Below are 16,447 nucleotides of genomic sequence, written 5' to 3' on the forward strand. Positions count from 1 at the left end.
AGATCAGCGAACGTCTTCCATGTATGCAACGGAGCGACAAACGCAATGGCTGCCGCAGAAAACATCTGCGAACCACAATTCTTGTTGCGAATGACTTGCATTATCATTCCAATCAGACATACTGGTTGCATCGAAAATAGGCGGACACTCATGGACATCGTAAATCCGAACGCGAAGACCGGCTGGCGACACGAGCGCGAAGAGGCATCGCTTTCCGATGTTTACCGTTCGGTCCAGACACACAAACACGGCTCGCGCTGGCGCCGCGTCGCCGCGTTCCTCGGTCCCGGCTACATGGTCGCCGTCGGCTATATGGATCCCGGCAACTGGGCGACTTCGCTCGCCGGTGGTTCGAAGTTCGGCTACGCGCTGTTGACCGTCGCGTTGCTGTCCAACCTGATGGCGATCGTTCTGCAATCGCTCTGTGCTCGGCTTGCTATCGCCTCCGGCCGGGACCTTGCCCAGGCCTGCCGTGACGCCTATCCGAAATACGTCTCGGTGCCACTGTGGGCTTTTGCGGAAATCGCCATTATCGCAACCGATATTGCCGAAGTGATCGGCACGGCCATCGGCCTCAACCTGCTCTTCGGCATCCCGCTAGAACTCGGCGTGCTTATCACCTCGCTCGACGTCTTCCTTATTCTCTATCTGCAGAAGATCGGCTTCCGCTGGGTGGAAGCCTTCGTGATCGCCCTGCTCGGCATCATCGCTGTATGCTTCGGCGTGCAGATCTTCCTGGCGGATCCGGAATGGGGCGCTGTAATCCGGGGCTTCTTCCCGACGACCGAGATCGTTTCCAATCCCGAGATGCTTTATCTCGCGCTCGGCATTCTCGGCGCCACCGTGATGCCGCACAATCTTTATCTGCATTCCGGTATCGTCCAGACGCGCGCATACGGCCATACGATACCGGAGAAGCGCGAGGCGCTGACCTATGCGACGATCGACTCGACCATCGCGCTGTGCTTTGCGCTGCTGATCAACGCTTCGATCCTGATCCTCGCAGCGGCTGCCTTCCATACCAATGGCAAGACGGATGTCGTGGAATTGGGCGAAGCCTCGTCGCTGCTTGCGCCGTTGCTCGGCCTTGCAATCGCGCCGACACTGTTCGGCATCGCACTGCTCTGCTGCGGCCTGAATTCAACCGTAACCGCAACGCTTGCGGGCCAGATCGTCATGGAAGGTTTCCTGAAGATCAGACTCCAGCCGTGGGTCCGCCGCCTGATCACGCGTGCGATCGCCATCATTCCGGCCGCCTTCGTCACCATTTGGTACGGAGACAAGGGCACGGCGGAACTACTGATCCTGACACAGGTGGTGCTCAGCCTGCAGCTTTCCTTCGCGGTCTTCCCGTTGGTGATGTTTACGGCAAGCAAGGCGAAGATGGGCGCGCTGGTCGCTCCACGCTGGCTGAGCGGAATCGCTTATGTGATTGCGGTCCTGATTGCCGGCCTGAACGTCAAGCTGCTGTTCGACTTCGTCGTCGGCTAGCGCCTGGCATAGGCCGCCCGGCCGTTGTTGAGATCGTCGACGAAGGGGGAGAATTTATGCGTCCCCTCCTCGTGCATGATGAGTGGCGCGCGCAGCGAAAGCCGCGCGCGCGACCCTTTTATCGCTGTGACCAGGATGCGCACGGCGTTCTCGCCCTCGCGCGGATGGATCGCGGTGACTTCGATGCCGCCGAAGCGGCGCCCGCAGGCGTCAATGATCTCGGCAATCGATTCCGGTCGCGCGATGAGTGATAGCTGCCCGCCGGGGATCATGATCGCCCCGGCCGTCCGCACCCAGCTTTCGAACAGTCCGTTCGTCATCGCGTGTGCCTCTGCCTTCAAGGCATCGGGGGTGCGGCGATCACCTGCATCGTTGAACGGGGGGTTCATGATGACGTGATGGAAGCTCTCGTCGACAAGGCCGGCCTCATTGCGCGCCTTCGCTTTCAGGGTCACATCCGCTTCAACTACGGCGACACGGTCCGCGACATGTGCATTTTCCGGCAGCAGGATGCTGCGGCGCGCATAGTCAGCCATCTCGCCGGAGCGTTCGAAAAGCACGACTTCGGCCCTCGGCAGACGCGACGCCACGGCCAAGCCGGCAGCACCGGCGCCGGCGCCAAGATCGGCAACCTTGACCGGACGGTCATCGGCGACGAGCGCAGCAAGCAACATCGCGTCCATGCCGGAACGGTGCCCCCTGCCCTTCGGCTGCAGCACATGGAAGAGCCCCCGATGGAAGGCGTCTATGGTTTCGGCAATATACCCCGTCATCATAGACTCACTTCGGAGCGCGCAGTTCGCCGCCTAGTCCGGCATCCACCAGAATGCGTCGCGCTCGGTCGGCTTGTTCGTCATCGACAAGGAGTCGGCGCGGCAGCATGCCGAGCGACCCTTCCAGAATGCTCATGCCCTGATCAGCGATGAAGCAGTGAATACCGGCATCCTTCAGCAGACTTTCCGCGAAGGAAAGCAGTACCGGATCGTTGGCGCGAATAAGTTCATGCATTTGCGGGAAAATCCCTTTCAAATTTGCGCGACGCGACAATTCACCCCTTGCCGCGCCAATCGCCCCTTTCTATTGTCGAACTCAATAATTTAACAGGAGTCCGGGTCGTTGGGCGTGGTCATACCGCTTGAAGAAAGCAAAAACAAACTGGCATCCGTCAAGCCACTGGTCGATTTGACCAAAGCGGACATGGAGCGGGTGAACCAGCTTATCCTTTCCAAGGCCGGCTCCGACGTCCAGATGATTCCCGAGGTGGCCAACCATCTCATCTCGTCCGGCGGCAAGCGTCTGCGTCCGATGCTGACTTTGGCATCGGCCGCATTGTTCGGCTACAAGGGCGAGAACCACATCAAGCTCGCGACATCCGTCGAGTTCATGCACACGGCGACGTTGCTGCATGATGATGTCGTCGATGAAAGCGACCTTCGTCGGGGCAAGTCCACGGCCCGCATGATCTGGGGCAACCAGGCCAGCGTGCTCGTCGGCGACTTCCTGCTCGGCCAGGCGTTCCGTATGATGGTGGATGTCGGCTCGCTCGATGCGCTGGACGTCCTCTCCGCGGCCGCTTGCGTGATCGCGGAAGGCGAAGTGCTGCAGCTCTCCGTCGCCAAGAACATGGAAACGACGGAAGACGATTACCTTGCCGTTATCCGAGCCAAGACGGCGGCATTGTTCGCCGCGGCTGCCGAAGTCGGCCCAATCGTCGCCGATGCCGGCAAATCCGGGCGCAACGCGCTGAAGTCCTACGGCATGAACCTCGGCCTTGCCTTCCAGCTCGTCGACGACGCGCTTGACTACGGCGGCAAGGCAGCCGATCTCGGCAAGAATGTCGGCGACGACTTCCGCGAAGGCAAGATCACGCTACCGGTTATCCTGGCCTATCGCCGCGGGACCGAGGAAGAACGGGCCTTCTGGCGACAAGCCATTGAAGGCGGCGAGAGCAGCGATCAGCATCTCGAAAAGGCGCTTGGCCTGATTACCAAGTATGGCACGCTGAACGATACCATTGCCCGCGCGGTTCATTACGGCACGATCGCACGCGATGCGCTCGCACCGCTTCCGGACACGGCATGGAAATCGGCTCTGATGGAAGTCATCGACTTCTGCATCGAGCGCGTCAACTAATCGACGGTCACTGATCGCGGACTGATTTTATTGCAGGACCGCTTCAAAAAAGCCATCCTGTTGTGAGTCAGTCAATTCAACTGATTTGCAGCCGGACGAGGCCGGCTGCCCGACAAGAGAGGTTTTCTAATGCGGCAAAAACTTGCCATCCGTCTTCTTTCGAGCGCAGCCATGGCAGCGGTCATCTCGCTGGCAGCGCTCGGCGGCGTGAATGCCGAAGAGACGGCCAAGAAGGACGATGCCGCCACAGTAATCTTCGATCCGGATAGCGTCACGAGCTTCTCCGGCGCATTTTTGGCTGCCCGGACTGCCGACGTCGATCACGATTACGAGACGGCGATCGAGTTGTACAAGAAGGCGCTGCAGATCGAGCCTGGCAATCCGGAAATTCGCCAGCGCCTGATGATCTCGCTGCTTCTGAACGGCGACATCAAGGACGGCGTGAAATACGCCAACGATCTCAAGGGCGACCCGACGGTCGAGCGCATCACGACGATCGTGCGCAGCATGGATGCCATTCGTCGCGGCGAATACAAGACGGCTGAATCGCTCCTGAAATATACCGGGCCGAACGATCTCGACCGCATGATGAACGATCTGCTTGCCGCCTGGGCTCGCGTCGGCTCCGGCCGTGGCAAGGATGCCCTGTCGATGGTGCAGAGGATGAAGGGACCGGATTGGGTCGGTATCTTCAAGTCCTATAACGCGGGTGCAATCGCCATCGTGAACGGCGATGTCAAGGCCGCCCGCCAGAACCTCAATGATGCCGTGCTCGACAAGGACGGCGGCGCGACGGCGCCTGATACCTTCATGCGCGCTGTCATGGCGCTTGCCCGCCTGGAAGCCTCGCAGGGCAACAAGCAGAAGGCGCTGGACGCGATTTCCGTCGGAGACAACCTGCTGCCCAACTACGCTCCGCTGAACGCGTTGCGCCAAAGCATCGAAAAGGGCGAAAAGCAGGAACAGCAGGTTCAGACTGCCAAGCAGGGAGCGGCCGGCGTCCTATTCTCCATCGGCGGCGCGCTGAACCGCGACGGGGCTGAAGACATCGTTTCGCTTTATCTGCAGACCGCGAAGACGCTTGATCCCGACAGCGCTGATACGCTTGTCATGCTTGGCGGCATTGCCGAGAAGCAGGAGCAGATGGACCGCGCGATTGCTCTCTACAAGCAGGTGCCAGAGACGTCGCCGATGCGCCGCATCTCCGAACTTCAGCTCGGCCTGGCCCTGGCTCAAGGCGGCAAGGTGGAAGAAGCACGCAAGCACCTGCAAAGCCTGATCGCCTCTGATCCGAAGGACGTTCGCAGCTACCTCGCCTATGGCAGCGTACTGTCGGATGCTAAGGATTATGCCGCGATGGCCGACAATTACGACAAGGCGGTCGAAGTCCTTGGTCCACTGCCCGGCAGGAGCGCATGGACAGTCTTCTTCCAGCGCGGCATCGCCTATGAACGCCTCAAGAAGTGGGACCAGGCCGAGCCGAATTTCCGCAAGGCGCTGGCGCTCAATCCGGACCAGCCGCAAGTGCTGAACTACCTCGGCTACTCCTGGATCGACATGAACCGGAACCTCGATGAGGGACTGGCGATGATCAAGAAGGCCGTCGATCTGAGGCCCGACGACGGCTACATCATCGACTCGCTCGGTTGGGCCTACTTCCGACTGAACCGCTTCGATGACGCGGTTAACGAGTTGGAGAAGGCCGCCCAGATCAAGGCTGGCGACGCCACGATCAACGACCATCTGGGCGATGCCTACTGGCGTGTCGGGCGCAAACTCGAAGCCGTCTACCAATGGAACCGCGCGCTGAGCTCGGAGCCTGAGGCCGCCGAGATCCCGAAGATCAAGGAAAAGATCGCCAACGGCTTGCCGCAGGATACCGACAGCTCAAGGGCCGCCGACAAAAAGCAGCCGGACCCGGCGCCCGTCGAGCCGAAGCCCACGGATAAGAAGTCCTGATAGGCGATGCCAACGGCGAGTTTGCGCGATGACCTGACCGTCATCGAGGACGCTCCGGCAAAGATCAATCTGGCCCTGCATGTGACGGGCCAGAGATCTGATGGATACCATCTCCTCGATATGTTGGTGACCTTCACCTGGCATGGAGATCGGTTGCAGTTTACGCCGGCCCAGCAGGACGAATTCGAGATCTCCGGGCGCTTCGCCGAAGCGCTTGGTGACAGCCGCGACGACAATCTTGTCCTCAAGGCCCGTGATTTTTTGCGCGACGCGATCGCTCGCGAGGGTGGCAGCACACCCTCCGTCCGTATTCAACTCCAGAAAAACCTTCCGATTGCGTCGGGAATCGGCGGCGGCTCGGCGGATGCCGCGGCGACACTTCGCGGTCTGATGAAACTCTGGGACGCGTCGCTCCCGCCTGAGACAGTTGCGGCAATCGCCGTTCGCCTTGGCGCCGACGTGCCGATGTGCCTGGCCAGCCGTCCGCTTGTCGCCCGAGGCATCGGCGAGCAAATCACCCTCGTCAACGACATGCCGGTCTTTGCGATGGTATTGGCAAATCCCCTGAAGGGGGTATCGACGCCCGAAGTTTTCCGTAGGCTGGCGACAAAGACCAATCCGCCGCTCGACATGACAGCTCGCCCTAGCTGGGTGGAGACGATAGGCGCGATGCGCAACGACCTTGAGCCGGTCGCGCGTGAGATACTGCCTGAGATCGCCGCGATCTCGGCGATGCTCAAGGCGCAGGGAGCCTCGCTGGTTCGCATGTCAGGCTCCGGCGCCACCTGCTACGGCATTTTTGCTTCGCTTGCAGCGGCTCAAGGCGCGGCTGCGGTGCTTCACAACGACCGGCCGGACTGGTATTTCGAAGCAACGGAAACGATTGCTGGAGGTCGTGATGCCAGGGCTGGATGAGACGCGAACCTTCATTCCGGTTGGCATTGCCGTGCTGACGGTCTCGGATACGCGGACGCTTTCCGATGATCGCTCCGGCGATACGCTGGCCGCCAGAATCAAGGAGGCGGGCCACCGGCTGATCGATCGTGCGATCGTTCCCGATGATCGGCTGGCAATCGCCTCGCGCGTCAAGGCCTGGACGGAACGAGACGATATCGACGTCGTGATCACGACGGGAGGAACGGGTTTTACCGGCCGCGACGTTACGCCGGAGGCTCTGGAGCCGCTTTTCGAGAAGAAGATGGACGGCTTTTCGGCGGTCTTCCACCGCATCTCCTACGACAAGATCGGCACCTCGACCATTCAGTCCAGAGCCACGGCAGGCGTTGCCAACGCAACCTTCATCTTCGTGCTGCCGGGCTCCCCCGGCGCCTGCAAGGATGCCTGGGACGGCATCCTGAAATCCCAGCTCGACTATCGCCACATGCCCTGCAATTTCGTGGAGATCATGCCCCGCCTCGACGAGCATCTGAAGCGCGGCACCGGCAAGTAAGGATCTTCTCCGCCTGCACAGTCCGTCGTGCTATGTCCCGATGCCCGGCAGGTTGGGCATCGTTTCCCAACTGTCGCCCGACAGCAGAAGGCAGCTTATGCCTCTGGTATCGGTAATGAGCAGCGTCCACGTGCCGCTCTGCGCAGCGTAGACCTCAAGCATGGCGTTCTGATTCACCAGTCCGACTGCCGTCAGCCTTTCGGCGAAGTTCTTGTCGAGAAAATTGACGACCTCGGATCGGGCTGCGCAACTGCGCATCATCTGCGATGCTGCCGAATGCGGATGCGCGATCATCAATGTCGCCAATATGACCGCCGATACAAGGCCGTGGATCATATTGCGTTTCATGACGCACCTCCCTTTGCCGGAAAACCGGCAGAAGAGGAGACTTCCGCTGACCTGTTCTGCCGTCTGCCGGCATTCCATGGTCGACCGTCACGAAGCGCGGCGCTCGGGCGGCGCCATGACCGAATTATAGCGCGAAATCGTATCGGGCGCCATTATTGCGGAGATGGAGATAACCGCTATCGGGCGGCGCGCGCGACCCAGGATGGAATCAGCTCGCTGGAAAGCTTCCGCAGCTTCTGCCCCTTGGCGAATTCGGAAAGGCGCATGCCGCTTCTTGCGGTCGCCATCGCCTGCTTCTTGGGAAGGAGAAGCCCAAGTTCCAGTGGCGAAGAGGCCCGGCTAATACGCTGCAGGAATGGGCGTCGATATCCGCGCGAAGCGGTGAACCGCGCCGGCAGCTTGTTGAGGGCCATATACTCAGCAATCTCATCGATCCAGCCGGTCTGCGGTCGTGCCCCCGGCTCCACGAAAAGCAACCATTCGCCTCGCGCAGAATGCACTATATCCTTGATATCCCATTGCGAATGAAAGCGGCAGCCGGCGGCGTCGGCCACCCGCGACGTCCCGTCCCGCGAGTCATGGTCCAGCACCACCACATCGCTGACGAGCCCCTCCACCGCGCCTGCAACCAACACCGATAAGGTCTGCGCCAGCTCAGGTTCCTGATCCTGGCATTCCAGTACAACAGTCAACATTGCCTATTCATAGAGCGCCGCACAAAATTTTGCCAGCGGCACTTTCCTCATTTTGTTCTTGCCTTGTTCTCATTTTACCGATAGGAATTTAATCATCAAAACGGACGGAAGCAAAGCTTTCGCCAGCGGAGAATCCGATGAACGAGCAGTCCCTTGCAGGGCAGGCCGCATTCGCGCCTGCCAATACGGCAGATATTGCCGATGCGATGATCGTATCTGCCGGCTTGCGGATCGATGTCGACCGTCGCCGCGGACGTGCGGCGGGATTGAATCCAAGCGGACGTTTCGAACCTATGCGCCGGGAGGCCATCGATGATGGCTGGCAGAATCTTGAAGACCTGCCGCCGTTCAAGACCGAGGTTCAGATCGAGAAGCCTCGGACGGCAATCACCCGCAACGAGTCACCGGACATTCCCTTCGACCGCTCGATCAATCCCTATCGCGGCTGCGAGCACGGCTGCATCTACTGCTTCGCGCGGCCAACGCACGCCTATATGGGGCTTTCCGCCGGTCTCGACTTTGAAGCCAAGCTCTTTGCGAAGCCGGATGCAGCCAAGCTGCTGGAACGTGAACTGGCAAAGCCCGGCTATAAGCCGCGCGTGATCGCGATCGGCACCAACACCGATCCCTACCAGCCGATCGAGAAGGAATGGCGCATCATGCGGCAGATTCTCGAGGTGCTTGAGAAGGCGAACCATCCGGTTTCGATCGTCACCAAATCGGCGATGATCATGCGCGACCTCGACATTCTCTCGGCGATGGCGGAGAGGAATCTCGTCCGCGTGTCACTGTCGGTCACCACGCTCGACCGAAAGCTCGCGAGGACCATGGAGCCCCGCGCCTCGACCCCCACGCGTCGGCTGGAAGCCATCCGCGCCCTCTCAGAGGCAGGCATCCAGACATCGGTGATGGCTGCCCCGATGATTCCGGCGCTGAACGACCATGAACTCGAGCGCATCTTGGAGTCAGCCCATGTGGCGGGTGCTACGGAGGCGGGCTATGTCATCCTGCGTCTGCCGCTCGAAGTGTCGCCGCTATTTCGGGACTGGCTGCTGCAGAATTATCCCGACCGCTACCGGCATGTCATGTCGCTCGTCCGCTCGATGCGCGGCGGCAAGGATTACGACGCGGAGTTCGGCAAACGAATGAAGGGGGCCGGGCCCTATGCCTGGCAGATTGCGCGCCGTTTCGAAATGGCGACGAAACGGCTCGGCATGACCCGCCGCAGCATGCCGTTGCGAGACGATCTCTTCGTTCCGCCCGATGGCAGCGGCGTGCAGCTTTCGCTGCTTTGATTTTTCCAGCTTCGCGGATGGTCGCCCTGCCCTTCCGCGTTCAAGTCCCCGGCCCGCCGCCCTGATCCGGGGACTTGCAGGAAATCGGGTTGGCGTGCGAGGGTCAGCCGCATGAAACGTCGCACGCCACCCGATTCTCCTATGCTTTTCGAAGACGTCCCCCTCGTGCCGGATTTTCGGCTCGAGCTGAAGGCGCGCAAGGCCGGCCACTGGCCAGTCGCCGGCGCGGATGAAGCTGGACGCGGTCCTCTCGCTGGCCCAGTGGTCGCAGCCGCCGTCATCCTCGACCCCAAGCGCATTCCCGATGGCTTGAACGATTCGAAGCAGCTTTCAGCACAGAAGCGCGAGGAGCTCTTTGCGCAGATCCTCGCGACCGCAACGGTATCGATCGCCTCGTCAAGTTCTACACGCATCGATGAAACGGATATCCGCAAGGCGAGCCTGGACGCCATGCGGCGCGCGATCTGTGGCTTGTCGATCCCCGCGAGCTATGTGCTGACCGACGGCCTCGATGTGCCGCCTGGTCTTCTCTGTCCCGGCCAGGCGGTCGTCAAGGGAGACGCGCGCTCCGTCTCGATCGCCGCAGCCTCCATCGTCGCCAAGGTGACGCGCGACCGCATGATGGCGCGTGCCGACAGTACGTTTCCCGCTTATGGCTTTGCTGCGCATGTCGGCTATGGCACCGCGCAACACCGCGCCGGCATTGAGAAGCACGGTCCGTGCTCGCTGCATCGCATGACCTTCAGCCCGCTGAAGAAGGTGCAGGGCGTCGATATCGATGTCGATATCGGAATCGACTGATCTCGCTTACCGACGACGACTAAGGTCCCAAACTAAAAAGCCCCGCAAAAGCGGGGCTTTTCGAAAGCGTAATGCTCGCCTTAGTTCAGGCGGCTCTTGACGTTACCGATGGCGTCGCTGAAGAGCTCGGACTGAACCTTCGTGTCTGCCTTCTTCGCCAGAACGTTCTCGGCAGCGGCAATAGCCAGATCGACGGCAGCGGAACGAACAGCCTTCATCGCGTCGGCTTCGGCCTGCTTGATCTTCTGCTCGGAAACCGCAGTACGGTTCGCGACGAATTCTTCCGTCTTCTTCTTGGCTTCAGCGGTCAGCATTTCGGCTTCGCGCTCGGCTGCGGCAACGATGTGGGCAGCTTCGGTTTCGGCTTCCTTGCGCTTGCGCTGATACTCGGCCAGCAGATGCTGGGCCTCTTCACGCAGACGCTTGGCTTCCGACAGCTCATTGCGGATCTGATCGGCACGGTCGTCCAGCGACTTTGCCATCATGCCCGGAACCTTCAGGTAGACAACCAGCGCCAGGAACAAGACGAGACCGACGAATGCGAAGAATGTTGCGTCGAGTGCAAATTCCATCGATCAAGCCCCCTTCTTGATGTCTGCAACCGCAGCGGCAACATCTGCCTTCGCGGAGGTGCCGATCAGCTGTTCTACGACGGCGGTTGCGGTTTCTTCAGCGATCGCACCGACGTCAGCGAATGCCTTCGCCTTGATGTCGGCGATGCGGCCTTCGGCAGCCTTCAGCTTTTCAGCCAGGCTTGCTTCGACGGCCTTGCGGTCGGCTTCGGCCTTCAGCTTGGCAGCGTCGCGGGCTGCGGTACCGATCGAATTTGACTTGGCGCGGGCTGCGGCCAGCTCGGCTTCGTAAGCGGCAACGTCGGCGTCGGCCTCCGCCTTCAGGCGGCTTGCCTCACCGAGATCCTGCGAGATGCGGCTGTGGCGCTGCTCGAGAATATTGCCGATGCGCGGTGCGATGACCTTTTGCATGAGCACGAAGAAGGCGACAAACGTAATCGCCAGCCACAGCAGCTGCGAGGGGTAGGTCTTCGCATCGAAAGGTGGGAATACGCCGCCACCATGATGCTCGGCTGGTACGCCGGTCTCGGTGTGGACATCGCCTGCAGCCGGGGCGGCATGCGCGTCTGCACCAGTTTCTGCGGTTCCCGCCGGGGCCTCTTCGGCGTAAGCCGGGGTCACAAAAAACATGCTCACCTCCAGGTGTACTGCAAATGCAAAGGATCACGGCATGCGGGCTGCAGGCCGTGATCCTTCAATGCGCCTGTATTAAACGGCGAAGAGCAGGAGGAGAGCGACGAGCAGCGAGAAGATGCCCAGAGCTTCCGTAACGGCGAAGCCGAAAACCAGACGGCCGAACTGGCTGTCAGCGGCAGACGGGTTGCGCAGCGCGCCGGACAGGTAGCTGCCGAAGATGTTGCCGAGGCCGAGAGCCGTACCGGCCATACCGAGGCAAGCCAGACCTGCGCCGATGTACTTTGCTGCGATGGGATCCATATTTTCACTCCTTTGAAATGGTTGTTACGGCGAATTGACTGACGCCCATGGACGTCAACATCGGTATCCTTAGTGGCCGCCCGGATGGATCGCGTCATTGAGGTACATGCAAGTCAGCACCGCAAAGACGTAAGCCTGAAGGAAGGCAACGAGGAACTCGAGACCGGTCAGGGCGACCGTCATGATGAGGGGAAGGATGGCACCGCCAACGCCGAGCGCACCTAGCGCTCCAAGCGAGGCGACGAAGCCTGCGAACACCTTCAGGGTGATGTGGCCAGCCAGCATGTTGGCGAAAAGACGAACGGAGAGCGAAATCGGGCGGGAGAGGAAGGAGATGATTTCGATCGACACGACCAGCGGCAGAAGAATGCCGGGAACGCCCTGCGGCACGAAGATATTCAGGAAGTGGAAGCCGTGCTTATAGAAACCGTAGACCAGAACCGTACCGATGACGAGCAGCGCCAGCGCAAAGGTCACGATGATCTGGCTGGTGATCGTGAAGAAGTACGGGAACATGCCGAGCAGGTTTGCAGTCAGCACGAACATGAAGAGCGAGAAAACCAATGGGAAGAACTTCATCCCCTTGGACCCAGCGCCTTCCTTCAGCATGTTGGCGATGAACTCGTAGGACATCTCGGCCACCGACTGGGAACGGCCCGGCACGATCGCCCGATTCGACGTCGAGAAGTACAGAAAGCCAGCAGCGACGGCAGCAGACGCCACCATGAAGAGCGATGCATTCGTAAACGAGAAATCAATTCCACCGACTTCGATCGGCACAATCTTCTGGATCAGGAACTGATGGGTCGGATCGTTAGACACCGCTTGTTCTCTCTATCTTTAGCCCGCACGAGACGGGATTATTGCACTGGATCGAACGCCGGAGCGCCCTGCCCTATTTTCCACCATTCTCGCGGCCGGTCGGATCTGGCTTTGCAACCTTCCCCGCAGCCCGCAGAACGTTCAATACGCCGGCACAAAATCCGAGAAGAAGAAGAACAATCAATCCCCAAGGCGCCGTGCCGACAAAACGGTCGAGGACATAGCCAAGAACGGCACCGACAACGATAGCGGAGATGAATTCGCTCGAAAGCTTCATCGCCTGGGCATAGCCTTTGCGGCTCGCCTCGGCGCTGGCTTCGATAGCCTCTTCCTTCCCCGCTTCAACACGCTTGGTTGCGAGCTCCGCCCCCAATTGCGCCCGGCGCTTTTCTAGACCTTCCTCGCGGTCGTCCGTCATGGTGCTCTCCTCCGCCAGCCGCTGTCCGCGATCCCGCTACCCCGGTTTTCCGGACAACGACCCCAAGGTTTGAGAACCTTTCGGCCCGTTCTGAAGTCGCGCGCAACATAGTTTTAGCAAAAAGCATAGTCAAGGCGTAGGCAGTCGATGTCCAGCCATAAAATAGACAAGAGAAAACATACGCTTAGGCCGATCCTGGCGAGGTTAGCCAAAATCGACCGAAAGAATCCGCTTTCGCGTGCGGCGATGAGACGCGAAATCGCGCTGAGATCGGCTTTTCCTCAGCTCCAGCCGCCGCCGTAGGTGCGGTAAAAGACGTGCAGGCCGATGCGGCCGACCTTTTCCATCGTCTTTGCCCATTTCGGGCGGACGTAGACAGCATGATAATGCGTTGCCGAGCCTACCTGCGGGAACCAGATCTTGCCGGCGGTAACAGCCATGGCGACTTCGCGGGCGATTCTCCAATGATACTGCGAGTTCACACGATCCTTTATATTGTCGCAGGCAAAGGAGAACTGGCAACGATTGCGCCAATCCTCGTTCTGGTAGACGACGCCGCAGATGGTCTTCGGGTAGGCGGGATTGCGAACGCGATTGAGAATGACCTGGGCGACAGCGGCTTGTCCCTTTACCGTTTCGCCACGCGCTTCGAAATAGATGCCGGATGCCAGACATTGCTGCTCGGCTGCCGAGAATACCGAAGGCGGCAGAATGCTTGCTGCCCAAGCGTGATCGCGCGGACCGATCTGCGGCACGAAGCGGCCGTCGTCGGCCTTGTCGGTCAAAATCGAATCGAACGGCGACTGGCGAGCGTAATCCGGAGCGGCCGGCGCGTATGCCGTCGCCAGGACATCGGCCTTGGAGTTGGTCACAAGACCGGCCAGCATCGGTGAGACGCCGCGATCCGGTCTCGGCGGCTCCTTCTTGTAGAAATTCGTGGCGATCTGGATTTCCTTGCCCTTGATCTTCGGCTTCACGAAGGCCGACCGATCCTTCAGGTCCAAGCTCGGCTGAAAGAGCAGGCGTGTTCTCTGGAGAATAGAGCCGGCGGAAAAATCCTTGGGCGGCTGCACCTTTTCAACAGCGACGACGCGGCCCTTCTTGAGTGGGCGATTGACGCGGTCTTCGTCCGGCGAGACCTCATGCCCCTTCTCCTTCGCCATGAAGGCGACCTTGCGGCCGTCGGGCAGAACCATGCCTGCCCCGGCCGCGATCGTGCCCGTCACAACAGGATCGGCAAAGGTCAGTTCCGCCTGATGGATCGAGCCGGCGGGCGAATTGGTCAGCACCATCCGCCAGTTCTCCCGACCCTGATCGAGGCCGGCAAGCAAGGCAGCGAGGTCCGCATGAGACGCCACAGTCGGCGACATCAGCCATCCGCAGACGCCGAAGAGCGCGGGGGAACTCCAATTTTGAAGCAAGAGGCGCAGCTTGCCACGGGAACGGCTATTTCGACGCAACGCGAAGACTCCGGCATGAGACGCATGAACATGCCGTTGAAAATGTCTCATTAACCTTGATGCTTGGTTAATGCGGACGCCGCGCGACGGCGAAAGCATTAGCAACAGGCAAATAAAAGCCCGGTCGATGCCGGGCTCCTGCTGAAATGATTTTGCTCGCTTAAATAATGACGTGCGAGCCGAGCTCCACGACGCGGTTTGCGGGCAGCCGGAAGTAGTCCGACGGATTTGCCGCGGCATTGGCAAGCGCGATGTAGAGGCGGTCCTGCCAATAGGGCATACCGGACTTGGCATCGGGAACCAGCTTGCGGCGACCGAGATAGAAAGACGTCGACATGATGTCGAACTTCAGCCCGGTCTTCCGCAGCGTCGCAAGCGCCTGCGAGACATTTTGCGATTCCATGAAGCCGAACAGCAACTCGACGCGCGAGAAGCGCTCTGAGATCTGCTCGACCTTGTAGCGATCGGCGCTCGACACGCGCGGTTTGTTGATCGTACGGATGGTCAGGATGACGTTCTTGTCGTGCAGAACATGATTGTGCTTCAGATTGTGCAGCAGCGCCGCGGGTGCCGATTCCGGATCGCTGGTCAGGAAGATCGCGGTGCCGGGCACCTGCGCCGGGGAATGGTCGCTCTTGCGCTCGATTGAACTGACGAAAGACGCGAGCGGGATGTCGGTATGGCGAGTCTTCTCGAGGAGAAGCGCCGAACCGCGGCGCCACGTCCACATGATGATCGTAAACACGGCCGCAATCAGCACCGGAATATAGCCACCATCGTGAATCTTCAGCAGGTTGGCGCCCAGGAAGATCATTTCCAGGCAAAGCAGCGGCGCAAGTGCCGCAGTTGCAACCAGGATCGACCAATTCCAGCGGACGCGGACAAACTCGAAGGCCATGATCGAGGTGACGACCATCGCGCCGGTCACCGAGATGCCGTAGGCGATTGCCAGCGCATCCGATGTCTTGAAGCTGATGACGAGGAAGATGACGCCAAAGAAAAGCACCGCATTTACAGACGGGACAAAAATCTGCCCCGTATTCGTCTCGGAGGTAAAGAGAACCTCCATCCGCGGCAGGAAGCCGAGGTTGATGCCCTGGCGGACGAGCGAGAAAGCACCCGTGATGACGGCCTGGCTGGCAATGATCGTGGCGGCAGTCGCAAGGATGACGACAGGCAGCAACGCCCACTGCGGGTACATCAAGTAGAAGGGATCCGACATCGCTGCGGGATTGCCGAGAACGAGAGCGCCCTGCCCCAGGTAGTTCAGCGTCAACGCCGGGAAGACCAACGCGAACCAGGCCCACTGGATCGGCCGACGGCCAAAATGGCCAAGATCAGCATAGAGCGCTTCCGCACCCGTCACGGTCAGGAACACAGCGCCCAGCACGACGACACCATAGAATCCTTCGTGCAGCAGAAAGCTGACTGCATAGTAAGGATTGAAGGCGGCGAGGATGCCGAAGTCATCGGAGATATGCGAAATGCCCGCGGCGGCCATCACGATGAACCAGAGCGCGGTGATAGGTCCGAAGAAACGGGCCATGGCACCGGTCCCCCGCGACTGAACTGCAAACAGCAACGCCAGGATGAAAACGGAAATCGGCACGATGTAACTGGTCAGACTTGGCGCCACGAGCTTCAGACCTTCGACGGCCGACAATACCGAGAGCGCCGGCGTGATCATCGCATCGCCAAGGAAGAGCGCCGCCCCAACAAGGCCGAGCAGCATCAGCATCGCGGTATGCCCGTTTGCGGTCTTCATCAACAACGCAAGCAGGGAAAGCGTACCGCCCTCGCCTTCGTTATCGGCGCGCAACAGGAAGAGCACGTACTTGATGGTGACGATAATGGTCAGGGCCCAGATCATCAGCGAGATGAGGCTGATGACCTCGAAGCGAGTGAGGCCGTCGATCGCGACGGGCTTCAACGCTTCGCGGAATGCGTAGAGCGGGCTGGTACCGATATCGCCATAGACGACGCCAACGGAGCCGAGCGCAAGGTAGAACAGCTTGCGCGGCTTCATTTTACGTTCGTGTGAATGGCTGCCTTCGTGCATGAAATGAA

Annotated in this window: 18 protein-coding genes; 7 read left to right on the top strand and 11 right to left on the bottom strand. The window is 60.1% G+C overall.

Annotated features, from left to right (window positions below; all coding sequences use genetic code 11):
• Positions 1 to 150 precede the first annotated feature (150 nt).
• Positions 151 to 1,491 (top strand): Nramp family divalent metal transporter, encoded by a 1,341-nt coding sequence (locus FHT77_RS02960; RefSeq protein ID WP_183752355.1) that lies wholly within the window; start codon positions 151 to 153, stop codon positions 1,489 to 1,491.
• Here the strand turns inward: FHT77_RS02960 and FHT77_RS02965 are convergent.
• Together FHT77_RS02965 and FHT77_RS02970 are read right to left on the bottom strand one after the other, a co-directional pair.
• Positions 1,488 to 2,264 carry a tRNA1(Val) (adenine(37)-N6)-methyltransferase gene (locus tag FHT77_RS02965; RefSeq protein WP_183753859.1) on the bottom strand — a complete coding sequence of 259 codons (777 nt, stop codon included), beginning with the start codon at positions 2,262 to 2,264 and terminating at the stop codon, positions 1,488 to 1,490. The genes FHT77_RS02960 and FHT77_RS02965 overlap by 4 nt on opposite strands.
• A gap of 7 nt (positions 2,265 to 2,271) precedes the next feature.
• Positions 2,272 to 2,499, bottom strand: coding sequence for a DUF2007 domain-containing protein (locus tag FHT77_RS02970; protein WP_016552945.1), 228 nt, complete (start codon positions 2,497 to 2,499; stop codon positions 2,272 to 2,274).
• Positions 2,500 to 2,607: 108 nt separating this feature from the next.
• On the opposite strand from FHT77_RS02970, the gene FHT77_RS02975 reads away from it, so the two are divergent.
• From FHT77_RS02975 to moaB, 4 genes are all read left to right on the top strand, one after another.
• Positions 2,608 to 3,624: a polyprenyl synthetase family protein gene (locus tag FHT77_RS02975; RefSeq protein WP_016552944.1), complete on the top strand. Its 1,017-nt coding sequence runs from the start codon at positions 2,608 to 2,610 to the stop codon at positions 3,622 to 3,624.
• Positions 3,625 to 3,753: 129 nt separating this feature from the next.
• Positions 3,754 to 5,583, top strand: coding sequence for a tetratricopeptide repeat protein (locus tag FHT77_RS02980; RefSeq protein WP_183752357.1), 1,830 nt, complete (start codon positions 3,754 to 3,756; stop codon positions 5,581 to 5,583).
• A 6-nt stretch (positions 5,584 to 5,589) separates the two neighbouring features.
• Positions 5,590 to 6,498: a 4-(cytidine 5'-diphospho)-2-C-methyl-D-erythritol kinase gene (locus tag FHT77_RS02985; RefSeq protein WP_183752359.1), complete on the top strand. Its 909-nt coding sequence runs from the start codon at positions 5,590 to 5,592 to the stop codon at positions 6,496 to 6,498.
• On the top strand, positions 6,482 to 7,033 hold the full coding sequence (moaB, locus tag FHT77_RS02990) for a molybdenum cofactor biosynthesis protein B (protein ID WP_183752361.1): 552 nt from the start codon (positions 6,482 to 6,484) through the stop codon (positions 7,031 to 7,033). The genes FHT77_RS02985 and moaB overlap by 17 nt, the downstream gene beginning before the upstream one ends.
• A 30-nt stretch (positions 7,034 to 7,063) precedes the next feature.
• On the opposite strand, the gene FHT77_RS02995 is transcribed toward moaB, so the two are convergent.
• A complete protein-coding gene (locus FHT77_RS02995) occupies positions 7,064 to 7,381 on the bottom strand; it encodes a hypothetical protein (protein ID WP_183752362.1) in 318 nt (105 codons plus the stop codon).
• Between the two features lie 176 nt (positions 7,382 to 7,557).
• Entirely contained in the window at positions 7,558 to 8,076 is a 519-nt protein-coding gene (locus tag FHT77_RS03000; RefSeq protein ID WP_183752364.1) for a glycosyl transferase, read from the bottom strand.
• 137 nt (positions 8,077 to 8,213) lie between these two features.
• Between FHT77_RS03000 and FHT77_RS03005 the strand changes: the two genes are divergently transcribed.
• Both FHT77_RS03005 and FHT77_RS03010 read left to right on the top strand, forming a co-directional pair.
• Entirely contained in the window at positions 8,214 to 9,371 is a 1,158-nt protein-coding gene (locus FHT77_RS03005) for a PA0069 family radical SAM protein (RefSeq protein WP_183752365.1), read from the top strand.
• Between the two features lie 111 nt (positions 9,372 to 9,482).
• On the top strand, positions 9,483 to 10,172 hold the full coding sequence (locus FHT77_RS03010) for a ribonuclease HII (RefSeq protein WP_183752367.1): 690 nt from the start codon (positions 9,483 to 9,485) through the stop codon (positions 10,170 to 10,172).
• 80 nt (positions 10,173 to 10,252) lie between these two features.
• On the opposite strand, the gene FHT77_RS03015 is transcribed toward FHT77_RS03010, so the two are convergent.
• The 7 genes from FHT77_RS03015 to FHT77_RS03045 form a co-directional block, all read right to left on the bottom strand.
• Positions 10,253 to 10,744, bottom strand: coding sequence for a F0F1 ATP synthase subunit B (locus FHT77_RS03015; RefSeq protein WP_183752369.1), 492 nt, complete (start codon positions 10,742 to 10,744; stop codon positions 10,253 to 10,255).
• A gap of 3 nt (positions 10,745 to 10,747) precedes the next feature.
• Complete coding sequence (locus tag FHT77_RS03020) at positions 10,748 to 11,374, bottom strand: F0F1 ATP synthase subunit B (protein ID WP_183752376.1); 627 nt, start codon at positions 11,372 to 11,374, stop codon at positions 10,748 to 10,750.
• Positions 11,375 to 11,452: 78 nt separating this feature from the next.
• A complete protein-coding gene (locus FHT77_RS03025) occupies positions 11,453 to 11,680 on the bottom strand; it encodes a F0F1 ATP synthase subunit C (RefSeq protein WP_016552934.1) in 228 nt (75 codons plus the stop codon).
• Between the two features lie 69 nt (positions 11,681 to 11,749).
• Positions 11,750 to 12,502: a F0F1 ATP synthase subunit A gene (locus tag FHT77_RS03030; protein ID WP_016552933.1), complete on the bottom strand. Its 753-nt coding sequence runs from the start codon at positions 12,500 to 12,502 to the stop codon at positions 11,750 to 11,752.
• Between the two features lie 73 nt (positions 12,503 to 12,575).
• Positions 12,576 to 12,920, bottom strand: coding sequence for an AtpZ/AtpI family protein (locus tag FHT77_RS03035; RefSeq protein ID WP_183752378.1), 345 nt, complete (start codon positions 12,918 to 12,920; stop codon positions 12,576 to 12,578).
• Between the two features lie 281 nt (positions 12,921 to 13,201).
• Complete coding sequence (locus FHT77_RS03040) at positions 13,202 to 14,380, bottom strand: cell wall hydrolase (RefSeq protein WP_183752380.1); 1,179 nt, start codon at positions 14,378 to 14,380, stop codon at positions 13,202 to 13,204.
• A 160-nt stretch (positions 14,381 to 14,540) separates the two neighbouring features.
• Positions 14,541 to 16,439, bottom strand: a complete 1,899-nt coding sequence (locus FHT77_RS03045) for a potassium transporter Kup (RefSeq protein WP_016552930.1) — start codon at positions 16,437 to 16,439, stop codon at positions 14,541 to 14,543.
• Between the last annotated feature and the right edge of the window lie 8 nt (positions 16,440 to 16,447).

Source organism: Rhizobium sp. BK181, from assembly GCF_014193305.1.
Taxonomy (GTDB): Bacteria; Pseudomonadota; Alphaproteobacteria; order Rhizobiales; family Rhizobiaceae; genus Rhizobium.